Origin of the sequence: Methylotenera sp., assembly GCF_036401095.1 — a bacterium.
In the GTDB taxonomy this organism is placed as follows: Bacteria; Pseudomonadota; Gammaproteobacteria; order Burkholderiales; family Methylophilaceae; genus Methylotenera.
Genome location: NZ_DASWWA010000003.1, coordinates 342,756 through 357,324 on the forward strand (window position 1 = coordinate 342,756; position 14,569 = coordinate 357,324).

Annotated in this window: 12 protein-coding genes; 2 read left to right on the forward strand and 10 right to left on the reverse strand. The window is 45.2% G+C overall.

The features are described 5' to 3' along the window. Nucleotides 1-28: 28 nt before the first annotated feature. The 8 genes from VGD82_RS03385 to VGD82_RS03420 are packed head-to-tail and all read right to left on the reverse strand — an operon-like array spanning nt 29 to nt 7,981. Nucleotides 29-1,033 (reverse strand): GDP-L-fucose synthase, encoded by a 1,005-nt coding sequence (locus VGD82_RS03385; RefSeq protein WP_331019049.1) that lies wholly within the window; start codon nt 1,031-1,033, stop codon nt 29-31. 5 nt (nt 1,034-1,038) lie between these two features. After that, the gene (gmd, locus tag VGD82_RS03390; protein ID WP_331019050.1) at nt 1,039-2,124 is read right to left on the reverse strand and encodes a GDP-mannose 4,6-dehydratase; all 1,086 of its coding nucleotides are present in this window, start codon (nt 2,122-2,124) and stop codon (nt 1,039-1,041) included. 32 nt (nt 2,125-2,156) lie between these two features. Next, nucleotides 2,157-2,849 carry an exosortase-associated protein EpsI, B-type gene (gene epsI, locus VGD82_RS03395; protein WP_331019051.1) on the reverse strand — a complete coding sequence of 231 codons (693 nt, stop codon included), beginning with the start codon at nt 2,847-2,849 and terminating at the stop codon, nt 2,157-2,159. Next, nucleotides 2,846-3,724 (reverse strand): exosortase B, encoded by an 879-nt coding sequence (gene xrtB, locus VGD82_RS03400; protein ID WP_331019052.1) that lies wholly within the window; start codon nt 3,722-3,724, stop codon nt 2,846-2,848. Before xrtB ends, epsI begins: the two co-directional genes overlap by 4 nt. Then, on the reverse strand, nt 3,724-4,641 hold the full coding sequence (gene epsG / locus VGD82_RS03405) for a chain length determinant protein tyrosine kinase EpsG (RefSeq protein ID WP_331019053.1): 918 nt from the start codon (nt 4,639-4,641) through the stop codon (nt 3,724-3,726). Before epsG ends, xrtB begins: the two co-directional genes overlap by 1 nt. A gap of 55 nt (nt 4,642-4,696) precedes the next feature. Then, nucleotides 4,697-6,106, reverse strand: a complete 1,410-nt coding sequence (gene epsF, locus VGD82_RS03410; protein ID WP_331019054.1) for a chain length determinant protein EpsF — start codon at nt 6,104-6,106, stop codon at nt 4,697-4,699. Between the two features lie 9 nt (nt 6,107-6,115). Continuing rightward, nucleotides 6,116-6,970 carry a polysaccharide export protein EpsE gene (epsE, locus tag VGD82_RS03415; RefSeq protein WP_331019055.1) on the reverse strand — a complete coding sequence of 285 codons (855 nt, stop codon included), beginning with the start codon at nt 6,968-6,970 and terminating at the stop codon, nt 6,116-6,118. Between the two features lie 60 nt (nt 6,971-7,030). After that, nucleotides 7,031-7,981 (reverse strand): EpsD family peptidyl-prolyl cis-trans isomerase, encoded by a 951-nt coding sequence (locus tag VGD82_RS03420; protein ID WP_331019056.1) that lies wholly within the window; start codon nt 7,979-7,981, stop codon nt 7,031-7,033. A 252-nt stretch (nt 7,982-8,233) separates the two neighbouring features. On the opposite strand from VGD82_RS03420, the gene VGD82_RS03425 reads away from it, so the two are divergent. Both VGD82_RS03425 and VGD82_RS03430 read left to right on the forward strand, forming a co-directional pair. After that, on the forward strand, nt 8,234-9,025 hold the full coding sequence (locus VGD82_RS03425) for a Crp/Fnr family transcriptional regulator (protein WP_331019057.1): 792 nt from the start codon (nt 8,234-8,236) through the stop codon (nt 9,023-9,025). Nucleotides 9,026-9,027: 2 nt separating this feature from the next. After that, the gene (locus VGD82_RS03430) at nt 9,028-10,578 is read left to right on the forward strand and encodes a mannose-1-phosphate guanylyltransferase/mannose-6-phosphate isomerase (RefSeq protein WP_331019058.1); all 1,551 of its coding nucleotides are present in this window, start codon (nt 9,028-9,030) and stop codon (nt 10,576-10,578) included. On the opposite strand, the gene VGD82_RS03435 is transcribed toward VGD82_RS03430, so the two are convergent. Continuing rightward, complete coding sequence (locus VGD82_RS03435; protein WP_331019059.1) at nt 10,571-11,527, reverse strand: PAS domain S-box protein; 957 nt, start codon at nt 11,525-11,527, stop codon at nt 10,571-10,573. The two genes, VGD82_RS03430 and VGD82_RS03435, sit on opposite strands and share 8 nt — an antisense overlap. Before the next feature lie 23 nt (nt 11,528-11,550). Further along, a complete protein-coding gene (locus tag VGD82_RS03440) occupies nt 11,551-14,484 on the reverse strand; it encodes a chemotaxis protein CheB (protein WP_331019060.1) in 2,934 nt (977 codons plus the stop codon). Nucleotides 14,485-14,569 lie beyond the last annotated feature (85 nt).

The following is a 14,569-nucleotide window of genomic DNA, read 5'->3' on the forward strand; positions in this document are numbered from 1 at the left end:
CATGCAAATGATTGAAAGAAGGCATCAGTTAGTCCTTATCTTCTTGAGTGGATACTTCACGATGGAAGTTTCTATGTTCAATCACATATTTCACATAGTCGTGATAGGTTGCTTTGACACCAACTTCTAAGCTGACTTTAGACAGCCAACCTAAATCTGCCATGCGACTCACGTCTAGCCATTTTCGTGGTGTTCCGTCTGGTTTGCTGCTATCAAACACAACGTTGCCGCGATAACCCACAGTTTTCATGATGACATCTGTCAGGTGTTTGATGCTGATGTCTTTGCCTGACCCTATGTTGTAGATACCATTGCTAATATTTTTTTCCATCAAAAACACACAGGCATCGGCCATATCCGACACATGCAGAAACTCACGCATTGGCTTGCCTGAGCCCCACACGGTGATAGTTTTGTCGCCCCGTATCATTGCCTCGTGCGTTTTGCGTAATAGCGCAGGCAGCACATGGCTGTTATCTAGATCATAATTGTCATAAGGGCCGTAAAGGTTGGTTGGCATTACGCTAACGTATTGCGTGCCATACTGTGCGTTGTATGCCTCACACATTTTTATACCGGTAATTTTGGCAACGGCATAAGGTTCGTTGGTGGCTTCCAGCTGGCTTGTGAGCAGATACTCCTCACGTATCGGCTGTGGGCAGTCACGTGGGTACACACAAGACGACCCGAGGAAAAGTAAGCGGTGCACATCGCTAAGGTAAGCGCTATGGATAATATTGGCCTGAATCATGAGGTTCTGGTAAATAAAATCAGCTCGGTAGCGATTGTTTGCAACAATGCCGCCGACTTTTGCCGCTGCGCAGAAAATGTAGTCAGGTTGTTCGCGCTGCATGAAGTCCAGCACTGCACGCTGATCCAGCAGGTCAAGCTCAGCGTGGCTACGCGTTATTATATTTTTGTACCCACTTTTTATTAGTCGCCTGACAATAGCCGAGCCAACCATGCCCGAGTGTCCGGAAACATAAATTTTGGCAGTTGGTGGGAGTGGTTGTGGTTGCGATGAGATGTTCATGGTGTTCATTCGTTGTACGCCATAGTTTTGTAGCCATGTTGATTGACTAAATGGTCACGTTCGGCAGCTTTCAGGTCTTCTAGCACCATTTCTGAGACCATTTCAGAGAAAGTAATTTTTGGTACCCAACCAAGCTTAGCCTTTGCTTTACTTGGGTCGCCAAGCAGGCTTTCCACTTCAGTCGGCCTAAAGTAACGAGGGTCAACTGCTACAATGCACCTACCCAGTTCGTCGTAGCCTTTTTCATCAACACCTCGTCCTCTCCAGCTAATGTGAATGCCAAGTTCAGCAGCGGCGATGTAAACGAAATCTCGCACGCTATACTGTTTGCCGGTAGCGATGACATAGTCTTCAGGCGTTTCCTGCTGCAACATCAGCCATTGCATCTCGACGTAATCTTTAGCGTGCCCCCAGTCGCGCAGAGCATTCATGTTTCCTAAATACAGACATTCTTGTAAGCCAAGCTTGATACGCGCTAGAGCCCTGGTGATTTTTCTCGTTACAAAAGTTTCGCCGCGTCTAGGTGACTCGTGATTAAACAAAATACCGTTGCAGGCATACATGCCATAAGCCTCACGGTAGTTGATGGTGATCCAATAGGCGTACATTTTTGCCACTGCGTAAGGGCTGCGTGGGTAAAACGGTGTGGTTTCTTTCTGTGGTACTTCTTGCACCAAGCCATATAGTTCAGAAGTAGAGGCTTGGTAGAATCTGGTTTTATTTTGTAGGCCTAAAATACGCATTGCTTCCAGTATGCGCAGCGCGCCCACTGCATCCGTATTTGCTGTGTACTCAGGCTCTTCAAACGAGACTGCCACATGAGACTGTGCCGCTAAGTTGTATATTTCATCAGGTTGCACCTGCTGGATAATCCGCATTAGAACTGTAGAGTCTGACATGTCACCGTAATGCAGAAAGAAATGCTGGTCATCATGATGCGGATCTTGGTAGATATGGTCGATACGCTCTGTATTAAAGCTGGATGCGCGGCGTTTTATCCCATGCACTTCGTAGCCCTTAGCTAATAACAACTCGGCTAGGTAAGAACCATCTTGGCCGGTAATGCCGGTAATAAGTGCTACTTTGAACATGATGAATACCTTTGATGAGTTAAAAATTAAAATTAAGCGCCAAATCGACCAGCCACTCTTGCGCGGTCTTGAGTCGGCATAGCTTGTAATAAGTCTTGAATGAATTTTTCTTGCAGTTTGTAGGCATTAGCACTGTCGCTATCTATTGATGAAACCCGCACTAGCATGCCATCTGGTACTGTGCCGGTTAGCCCATAGGCAAGTTGCTTGAGTTTGCGGCTAATGCCGGGTAGGGTGGCTTTGTCGCCAACGGTAACCCAGTAGGTGATGGGTTCGTTACGTGGGCCTTGTACTGCAAGCAAACGTCTTACTGGTAGGGTGCCGTATTGGGTTTTGAGGTTGCCGATAATATTGCTGAGTAGTTGAAAGCCTTGTGCTGTATAGCAAAACTCAGGACGATGTACTTGATTGCCGTCACCGCTTTGGTCTGCTCCATAAGCAATTGAGAGCATGATGCGCTGACCTTGGGTGTTGATATAAGTACGCGCCAATGTTTGGCTATAAATCTCATCAAGCTTGGCTTGTACATCTGCACTTTGGCTTACCGGTACAATGTTTTTGTCTATGCTCCAGCCAGAAAACCGCTCTGGAATTGCCATAGTTAAGCTAAGTGGTGGTAGTTCATCTGCCATGCGCTGGTGTGGTTTTAGTACAAAACCTAAAGCCATCGCACTAATCATGAGCAGGCAGATGACAACTGGCGTAATAAAGTGATGACGATTCATGATGCGCTCCGTTCACGAAAGAACACCAGCCTTAAAATTACATCAAAAGCCATCAACAGCATGAGTGCAGCTACAAACAGCAATATGCCAGCAGCCATATGTGCAAACCCTTGACCAGCCTCATCACCAAAGTAATAAGTAATAAGCACCAGTGCCATCACACGAATGACATTAGCAGCAAAAGCAATGGGAAGAATCGCGAGCAATAGCATTCCGTTGTGTAGCCAGCTACGGTACCTCATCAGGTAAAGATAGATTAAGCCTAGTGCGCTTAGGCTAAACATTGAGTTAAGCCCTGAGCAGGCGTCTGCAACCAGTAGCTTGTACTGGCCTATGCTTAACATCACACCTATTCTTGCAATCGGGTAGCCTGCGGCATATAAAATTTCTTCAGCCATCCCGGACACATGCTGTTTAAGTGACCCGGTGATGATTTCTACCAACAAACCCGGTAACGGGATTAGAAACAACATAAATACTAATGGGAACCACATGGCTAGTACTGCGTCCCATCCGCGCATCAGTAGCAATATGCCAATCATCATGGGAATTAATGCTGCAACTTCTATGGTGTCAATCGATTGTGAGCGGCCAACAATAAAAGCCAGCAAACTCAGCACTAAACTTGTCCAGCCTATAATTGGGCTGGGTTTTATGAGGCTGTTCAACACAGCATGGCGTTTTGTTAAGATAAGCCAGCATACGACTATCAGAATAATTGGGCCGTGACCATTTTCCTCAGTTTGCCAAGTAGTTTGTATCAGATGGAAAAATGAAGGCAGGCAAACGGCAAGCAGGCCAATCCCTATTGGTAACCACAGCCACCACTCTTGGAATGGAGTTTTATCTGAAGCTAATTGCGCTGTGGTAGACATTAGAAGCGATTCAGTACTGCACCGACCATGGGTACGCCAAGTTCAGTGAGTCTGTCCGTTAGTTTGCGTGTATCTTCTAGACGAGTGTTATCTTGCCGAGTGACTAGCAATGCACCGCCACCTAGCACTGCAATCGTAGTGGCATCTGCATATTGCGTGGCAGACGGTGTGTCAATCAGAACCACATCAAACTCATGGCTTGCATAGGCAAGTAATGAAACGAATAATTGCCGCCCTAATAACTCCTGTGGATTAGGTGGAGTGGGCCCTGATGTCAGTATAGATAAATCCATAAACGCAGGCGTATGTTGAATGCTGGTGGCATCACTGCGGTTGGAAAGTATGCTGGATAAACCATTTTGGTTTGGTAGCTTGAACAAATCATGCTGGCGCCCATGTCGCATATCCGCATCTATCAATAGCGTACGCTTCCCAAGTTGGGAAAACATAATCGCCAGATTGGCAGCTAGGTAACTTTTACCTTCGCCACCACCGGCACTCACAATGGATAATGTTTTTCTGAGCGGCCAAGTGGTGAACCAGCGTAAACTGAGTTGGCTGCGTAGCGTTCTTAATGCCTCAGCTTGATTGCTAAACGGCTGATAAGCTGCAATTAGCTCATCACTGCCGACAAGGTCTTCAGGCAACAGGTAGTAGTAATGATATTGACGTGCTAAGGCAAAACGGATGTCATCCTCTTTGAGAAGCCCTAGTTGAATAGCCGCTTCACCAAAACGTACATTTTTAAGTTCCTGGTGCTTTAATATGAGCTCAGTTTTTTCTGATTTTAATTTACCCGTCTTAACCAATATTGAACCAATTGATTGCTCAGCATTAGGCTGCTGAGCCGGCTGGATTGCGGTATTACCAGAGGTCGGCAGCGTATTATTGGCAGTAGTTTGCAGGTTACTTTGCATGATTTTTGTTTTCCTAAGTTACTTGCGATTTAAAGTAGACGTATTTGCAAAGCCATTAGGTTGAAAACTCTATTTTTCTATTGCGGCGTAATATCCTGACATTTCGCCACCAGCGGCTCATTGCGCTTTGTTGTTTTTTGAGCTCACCTAATACCGGTATGCCTAATGACTGCTCTATATCGTCTGCAACCCGCACACGTCGATCTAGCATTTCTGAAAGGAATGAAAACCCAATACCCATCAAGGTTCCAATCACGATTGCAACAAGCGTGTATAGCTTAGGCTGAGGTGACGAAGGTCTAAGCGGTGCATAGGCTGGTGTTAACACCGATACATTGGTTTGCGTAGATTGACCTTCAAGATTTGTTTGCGTAAAGCGTTGTGATACTGCGTCATAAGCTTTCTGGGCGGAAGCTACGTCGCTAAGCAGTACGTTAGCCTCGTCTCGCTCATGTTTTAGCTCAAACAACTTACGTTTTTGGGCGGCAATCAAAGCCCGGATGTTGTCAGCTTTATTACGGCTTACATCTTCAGTAGTGGTATAGCTACGCCCAATATGACTCGTTTCTTTTTCCAGCTGTAGCTTGAGTGATGAAATCTCAGACTGCATGCTTTTGTATTGCGGGTGGTTGCTACCTAAGTTGACGCTGGCTTCTTTTAACTTACTTTCTAAACGATTGATATCAGCTTTCAAGTTATAAATGAGCGGGCTTAACATGACTTCAGGCAGGTTTTCTGCATTGCTACTAGCGCTAATTTTGCTGCGTGTATCAGCTGAGGTAGAGGCTATGATGGTGAGTTGTGTGTTAAGGTCGCTCAGTTTCTCGGTTTCACTGTCTAGGCGCTCGTCAGTGATCACAATCCCTTTGCGTTGCTGGTAATTTGATAGTTTATTTTGAGCTGACTCTAAGTTGTCACGCAGAATTTTGCCCTGACCTTGAAACCAGCTGGCATTTTGTCGTGCAGGCTCTACCTTCAGCTCTATGTTGGTATCCATATAAGCTTGTGCAAAAGCATTAGCTACAGCTGCGGAAAAGTTAGGGTCAGCCGAGGTATAAGTAATAGTGATGACATTACTGTCGCGTGAAGGCTTAACGTCCAGCCCTTTTTGCATTAGCTCCACTAGCCATATATCGAAAACGCCTTCACCATTGGTGCTTTGCAGCCATTTATCATGCACCGCTGAGTTTTTAGATAGTCCCAAGGCTTTTACTGCCTTTTGTGCGGTTCTGTCACTGTTAATAATGTCGACCTGTGTTGGCAGGTAAGCCGCGGTCATCGGGCTATCTATATTGCCCATTACCGGGTCTGCAGTGCGCATCTCCACCATGACTGCAGTGCTTGCGGTGTAGCGCTTAGGCAGCAGCAGGCTAGCGGCAATGGTGGCTAGCGTAATTACTAATAGCGTGATCAGTGCTATCTTGTAGCGCGCTTTAATAATCATAAATAATTGTTGTAGGCTCACGATAACTCCCTAAAAAAGGCTTTCTGTGACAAAGATCACGTCATCGGCTTGTACTAAATCAGTTTGTTTTGTGCGGATTACTTGTAATTCGCCATTGGCATTGTTGCGATAAAGTTTCATGCCACGTTCAGTACCACGTACACTAGGGCCGCCAGCTTCGGCTACCGCTTGCTGTATGGTCATGCCGCGTTTGATGCGGAATGAGCCAGGGCGCTGCGCCTCACCATAAATATAGTATTGCGGCGCAGTCGGTACAAAAATGACGTCTCCTGCCGCTACCTCAATATCGTCTTGTGGGTGATTGTTTAAGAAGATGTTAGGAATATCGATTTCTTTACGAAATGGAACGCCATTACGGGTCCCGACCACGATGACCTGATCAGCACCGCCACCGTTGCTACCAATCGATGTGTAGATGCCTCCAGCGTAAGCAAGCATGTCAGAGAGTTTGGTATTAAAGTTTTCGAGTGGAAAGCGTCCTGGTCGATTAACCGCACCTAATACAGAAACCTGGTTACCGCGCACTTGTAACAGTACGATGTTCACTTGTGGCTGTTGTACAAAACCGCCTGACCTTAATGCTGAGGCTATGGCACCCTCAGCCTGCGCGATAGACATACTGCCCACTTTTACTGAACCAATAAGCGGGTAGGTGATGGTGCCGCTTTCAGTTACCCGTGTATCTAAAGTCAAATCTGGATTTTGAAACACAAGCACTCGGATAGCGTCGCCTGGTGCCAATGTGTAGTCTTTGCTTTGAGTATTGCTGATTGCAGTGTTTTCTAGCTCTACGCTCTGTGCTGTAGCTGCTGTTAGTGTTAACAGCATGATAAAAATTGACTTGATATATAGAGAATGTCGCATGATTAATACCTCTCAAATGGAATGCTTTTTTAAAAAGCCGATGCCGAACGCGATGGTTTTTTAGTTAATGCCTGCGATACCTCGCTCTACACTGTTGCTAGTGCTAGTTGCTTTAGTTGCAGGTGTCGGTAATGCGGCGACTGGGGTAGCAGCACCAGAAAACTCATTCATATAAGTGATCTTTGATGTGTTTTTGAGCAGGCTTATTTTTTCGCTAATGGCAATCTTCGCCCGCTCATTCATTAGATATTGGGGAATACGCTGCATGGCTGACTCTTCATTTAGTGCGGCCAATTGAGAGGCTTCTACCTTTACGATAGAAGTAGATTTTGGCGACTCTATGATACGAATCTCACCATCTTTGAGTGATGGCAGCACCGTTAATGTAGTCAGCGGTATTTGTTCAGCTGCACGTGTCGCTGCACTGGCACTGAACACAATATTGTTCTTTTTTAGTGCCGCTACGATGTCAGTCATCGTTTTATCAGCAGTTAGTTTCTGGATTTCAGCTAATGGTGGATGTGGCTTAGCGATAATGATTTGTTGCAGGCTGTAGATGCGTCTTTCCGCAAACAGCTCTGGGTGCTCATTGTAAAACTTCTTCGTTTCTTCAGTGCTAGGCTTCGGTAGGCCGGCAATTATTTGTTTTAAATATGCTCTAGTCAGTATCTCGCGTCTAGATGCCTCAATTTGCATCATGACTTCAGATGAACGATCTAGCTTGTTCAATAAGGCTTGCTGTACAGTCAGCTGCTCGTTGACTAACTTACCTACTAAATCAAGGCGTACACTCTCTAGGTTTTCCGCTGGTATAAGCGGTAATTTCGCCATGGCATTGTTAAGTTGATGCACGGTGATTTCATCATCGTTAACCTTGGCAATGATTTGTGTGGCTGGTTTAGATTTATCTGAACAGCCGCAGATAAACAACAATGCTATTCCTAATACGGTTCCTTTTTTAAGGGATGCAATGAAGTTTTTGTTTGAACTGCTGGTTAGGTTAGATCTCATTTTAAGCATTCGGTAAGAAGTAATGTTTACCGTTTTAAGCTTCGTCACCTCATGCGTCTGTTCGCTACCGTACACATGAAAATTCTATAAGAGCGCTATCAGTGGATTGTGCGGTAACGCACATACCAAAACATTTATATGTGGATAATTAACTTATATTAAAAAAACCTAGTGCTAAATAGTTTCGTTTAATCACTAATCCCGTAATTTGCCAGTTACTGTTTGTGCTGTAGAAATGAAAGGAATTACGAGATGCTATCCTCTCTTGCTTCTGAAAATCAGAACCCTAGGCAAAATGATATTCTTGCTGCGCTACCGTTAGAGGACTACCAAAGGCTATTGCCTGATCTGGAGTTTGTCTCCATGCCGCTAGGATGGGCGTTATACGAGGCTGGTCAGAAACTTACACACGCATACTTTCCCACCAATAGCATCGTTTCACTGCTTTACGTCATGGAAAACGGATCTTCTGCTGAAATTGCAGTGACTGGATATGACGGACTGGTTGGCATTGCACTCTTTATGGGAGGCAATACCACTCCTAGTCGTGCCGTTGTGCAAAGTGCAGGCTTTGGCTACCGTTTAAAAGCCTCTGCTTTAAAACGTGAGTTTCAGCTAGGTGGAAAGTTACAGCAATTAGCCCTCAGCTTTACACAAGCGCTGATTACACAAATGGCGCAGACCGCAGTCTGCAACCGACATCACACGGTAGACCAGCAACTATGTCGCTGGCTACTGCTAAGCTTGGACCGATTACCTACTAATCACTTAAAAATGACGCAAGAGCTAATCGCCAATATGTTAGGTGTGCGTCGTGAAGGCGTCACTGAGGCCGCAGGCAAGCTACAGAACGAAGGCATTATCAGTTACAGCAGGGGGTTGATTTTGGTGCTTGATAGACCACGACTGGAAAAGCGCGTATGTGAATGCTATGCCGTGGTGAAAAAAGAGTTCGATCGTCTTTTACCGCAGAAGCATCTGCATGAAAACACAGCAGCGCCTAATTTGCGTGACAAGCGACTACATATGTACTTAAAGGATTAATCATGAAGCATTTATTGCCTGTCATTTTATGCGGTGGCTCTGGCACTCGCCTATGGCCGCTTTCACGTCAGCATTATCCAAAACAAATGTTACAACTTGCCGGTAGACATACCATGCTACAGGCAACCGCACTACGTATTGATAAAACCTGTTTACCTGAAGGCTGGCAACTTGATCTTCCGCTCATCGTGGGCCAAGAGGATTGTCGCTTTCTCACGGCAGAGCAATTGTTACAGGTGGGCTTAAAAGGCGTACGTATATTGCTAGAGCCTGCCGGACGCAATACCGCACCAGCTTTAACTATTGCAGCACTTACCGCGGTTGCAGATGGCAGTGACCCTGTGATGGTAGTCATGCCGGCAGACCATGTTATTAAAGATGAGAAGTCTTTCCAACAAGCGCTTATGCAAGCGTTACCATTGGCTGAAAGTGGCATTGTGGTTGCGTTTGGGGTCGTGCCTACATCTGCCGAAATAGGGTATGGATATATTCGTTATGGTGAAAGTATTAACCAAGATGGCGCTGCTCAACTAACCCAGTTTGTAGAAAAACCTGACCATGAAACTGCACTGCAATATTTGGCAGATGGCCATTATTTGTGGAATAGCGGTATTTATTTGTTACAAGCGTCTGTATGGCTAAATCAAATTAAACGTTTTCGCCCTGATATCTTGATGGCTTGCGAAGAGGCGATTAGTGATGGCTCTACTGACCAAAGCTTTATTCGTGTAAACCGCGAAGCGTTTATAGACTGTCCATCAGAGTCTATTGATTATGCTGTTATGGAGCCGCTCGCACATATAGACCGTGAACATAAGCTGTGTGCAGTACAGCCGCTCAACGTAGGGTGGTCAGACGTCGGAGCTTGGAATGCATTGATGGAAATAGGTGAAAAAGACAACAATGGCAATGTCCTTTCTGGTGATGTACTTGCAATGGCAAGTAAAGATACCTTGGTGCGTTCGGAAAATAGGCTGGTGGCATGCATAGGCTTGCAGAACGTGGTGGTGGTAGAAACTGCGGATGTCGTCTTGGTTGCCCACCGTGATCATTTGCACTTAGTGAAAGATGCTGTAGCGCAGCTCAAATCAGCAGGGCGTACCGAGTGTGATTTGCACCGTAAAGTGCAAAGACCTTGGGGTTCTTATGATGGCATAGATGAAGGACACCGCTTTCAGGTCAAGCGTATTGTAGTCAGCCCCGGCGCCTGCCTGTCGTTACAAATGCATCATCATCGTGCTGAGCACTGGGTTGTGGTAAAAGGGACGGCTAAGGTCACGCGTGGTATTGAGCAGTTTCTGCTCACGGAGAACCAGTCTACTTACATTCCACTAGGTGTTACGCACAGATTAGAAAACCCGGGCCTGGTACCTTTGGAAATCATAGAGGTGCAGTCTGGTGCTTATCTGGGCGAGGATGATATTGTAAGGTTTGAAGATAACTACAATCGTGATGCTTTGCCAACGCTCAACCATGCTCAGCAAATCAACAACGTGGCTGATTTGCTTGCAACTCGGGATAACGTGCCAATAGCACAACCGCAGCTTAGTTAGAAGTTTTGTTCTTAAAAGCTTCTTTAGAGTTCATTTTATCTCTTGCTCGGTCGGTAAATATGCCGGTGTAATGGGTGACTTCACCCCAGTGATTCTTGATTGCCGTAATATGCATATGCTCAATATAAATATTAGCGTTTTTATGCTTATTATGTATTTCGCCTATCCAGTGGCCTTGGGTGTTAATGCTTTCCCACATTTGGGCATAAAAAGCATCGTCGTGAAGGCCTGAAGCCAGTAATTTAGGTGTTTTGCCTACTGCCTCGGCGGCGGTATAGCCCGTGGTTTCTGTAAACGCTTTATTCACGCGCAAAATGACGCTATGCGCATCAGTCACGACCATGGGTTCGTATGATTCAAACACGGTAGCGGCAATTTTTAATTCAGCTTCAGCAAGTTTAAGCTTGCTGATATCAGTGATTGCAATACGTAATACGTTATCTTTCTCATCCGCATCCCAGTTCAAGCAGTTAAGTTGAACATGGTAACTTGTCCCATCTGGACGTGTCATTTGCAGATCAAACGCCTGTCTTTCTGCGCCTGGATGTTTCATTATGCCCATAAAAAGACGGTGCCAGCGATCTCTGTCATGTGCTGCAACATAGTGAGAAAAACGACGGCTAATCAGCTGGTAACGGTCCACGCCTAATAAGATACAGCCGGTCAGGTTGATTTTGCTGATAAGTCCCTCGCGACTTAATGTGATGTAACTGATAGGGGCAAATTCATAGAGATTAACATAACGATCACGTGCTTCTTCCATCTCCAGATGGGCTTTACGCAGTTCTTCATTTTGCATTTCAAGCTCTACTTTATGCACCAGCAACTCATGCATCAGCACGTCACCCGGGTCTGCATCTAGCCTAGGCGGCGCGATGTCGGCAACTACTTTTTCAGCTTCGCTTCTCAGTGATGAGCGCCTATCTTTACCGTCCCATTTTTTTTTCATAGTTACTCCGTCTATGCCAGAAACTATTTAACTTCAATCATCGCTAATAATATTAGCGACGGCTCACCTGATTTATTGATAATGCAGCGGGCATTTAGAAGTATTTTGCGACGACCTATGCCTGGAAAATCATGCTCAACCAAATAATCGTTCAGTACTTGCTCCTGCGGTAATATCGTCTCTAATAGCTTACGCAAAGCAGGAATATCCCACTGGTGGTTACCCAGTTCGTATATCTTATGACCCACCGTATCTTTAATAGTTACATGAAACAGTTTGCAGAAGGCATTATTAGTACTAATAATTTTTAACTTGCTGTTCAGCACCAAAATCGGCTCACGTATCGTGTTTACAATACTCTCTGCCAATTCGCGCGCTTCTTTCACTAAATCTTCAGTTTTAATCCGGCTGGTAATGTCGGTGAAGGTCATGACAACCCCATCAATGACATTATCCAGTGTGCGGTAGGGCTGAATGCGTAATAAATACCAATTATCTTTATTGGTGCAAACTTCTCTCTCAATCGGCGTCAATGTTTCAAGCACATGCTCTGCCTGTGTCAGGATGTCTTCGTCGATTAGGTCAGACTTAATATCTGCCAGCAATCTACCTACGTCGGATGCCACTAGGCGATAAATTTTAGAGGCATCACGTGTAAAGCGTCTAATCAGCATGCCGGTATCAAGAAAAATTGTGGCGATGTTGATATTGTCATGCAGGTTTTTCATGTCATTTTGCGTACTGGCCAAATGCTCAATTTTTGTCTGTAACTCTGAGTTGACTGTTATCAGCTCTTCATTGACAGACTGCAGCTCTTCTTTTGAGGTTTCCAGCTCCTCGTTCACTGACTGTAGCTCTTCATTAGTAGACTGCAGTTCTTCATTCGTGGATTTGAACTCCTCATTCGCAGCCTGTTGCTCTTCTATCGTAGCGTATAGATTTTCCTTAGTATATGAAAGCTCGTGCTCCAGATCTTCAATACGCGAGATATCTGCTGGTTTTGCCACCACTTTACGTTTGCTTTTGCTTGCCGTCACTTCAATATCCTGAAAGCTGACCAAAAGCAGCCCCTCGTTATTATCAAATGCAGGCAACTGTCTTACGCACAGGCTCACAGTTGCTGGTTCTTCGTTAAACTTATACTGTATTTCAGCTTTGATAATCGGTAAGCCTTTAGCCATGGCATTAATCGCGTTACGCAATTCCAGCTCCAATCCATCGCGTGCCATTTCAATAATATTGAGGGTGGCATGTCCAGGAGCAGGGCGCAGGTATCGCCCGGTTTCACCATGAATATATAAAATGTCGCCCTTGATGTTAGTAATAATTGATGCTGGCGCAAAGTACTGAATCAATAGCTTTCGGCTTAAGTCTGCGAAATTAGTTTCTTTTGTTTTTTTCATAAATTCCTCCGGCGCCGGATGTTTGTTTTTATCCGCCCATATAAATGGGCTGTTCATCATCGGCTGAGTCGATGTTTTGCTATTAATGGCATGGTAGAACTTCCATTTCCGATCGATCGGGCTGAATAACTCGGTATGGTTGCCGATACTTTCAGAAGGGGAAAGGAACAGCACGCCATCAGGTTTAAGTGCATAATGAAACATGGGAATCAGGCGGTTTTGCAGTGCTGGCTCCATGTAAATCATGACATTGCGGCAACTAATAAGATCAAGCTTAGTAAACGGCGGGTCTTTGATGATGTTCTGAATCGCAAATACCACCATCTCACGCACCTCTTTCTTAATGCGATAACCCGCATCATGTTTCACAAAAAAGTTGCGTAGCCGCTCTGGTGACACATCTAACGAAATGCTATTAGGATAAATGGCAGCTCTAGCCGTTGTAATGGCATCATCATCTAAATCGGTACTGTAAATCTGCACCTGAAATTGCTGCTTAGTTCTTTCCATCAGCTCACACAGTAGGATAGCAATGGAATAAGCTTCTTCCCCGCTCGCACAGGCTGGTACCCACACCCTAAACACATAGTCGTGAGATTTGTGCTTACATAGTTTAGGTAGGATGACTTTTTCCAACACCTGAAATGCTTCTTGGTCACGGAAAAAATTAGTGACGTTGATTAAAAGCTCTTTGAACAACACGGTAATCTCAGCAGGGTTCTCTTTGAGATAGCGTGAGTACAAGCCAATATCTTCAATATTGTGTTTGACCATTCTCCGCTCAATGCGGCGGCCAATAGTGCTCTTTTTATAGAGTGAAAAATCCAATCCGGTTGCTACCCGTAATTGCTCCAGTATTTGCGAGATACTGGTAAGCGTAGATGGTGTTTTGGTTTTATGGTTTTTGATTAGGTGAGACGGCTTATCAGCAAGAATAAACTCGACCATTTTTTCTACGGTTAAAACATGGTCGGCATGGCCTGCATTGATCGCGCTGGTTGGCATGCCATCGAACTTTGCCGTAGCAGGCTCTTGCGCAATTGTTGTGCCGCCAGCATCGCTGACGGCACGAAAACCTTGCGTACCGTCATAGCCAGTTCCCGAAAGAATAACGCCTATTGCATTTTCGGTTTGATCTTGAGCCAAAGAGCAAAGGAACATATCAATAGGTAAGCGCTGAGCATGGGGTTCTATAGGGGTACTTACCTGTAGCATGCCATGAGATATCTTCATGTCGCGGTTAGGTGGAATAATGTATAAACAATTAGGCTCGACTAATGTTTGGTCTTTAGCTTCTTGCACTGACATTGCTGTTGAGCGCTGCAGAATTTCAGTTAACAAGCTGGCATGATCTGGGGCTAAATGTGGTACCACAACAAATGCAGCACCACTGTTAGCGGACATTAGGCGAAAAAACTGCTCAAGTGCTTCCAAGCCTCCGGCAGACGCACCAATGCCAACGATGGGGAATTTTTTTAAAATGGCTTTTTCTGGGAGCGTCATTTTGTCTAATGACATGGACGTAGCAGGAAGCCGAGTTCTTTGATCATTCATGAGCATCTTTCATCTAAGAACCGCAGCAGTGGCAACAAATCATTACCTCACCTTTCATTCATCTTGTCAATTAAAACACGGTAAA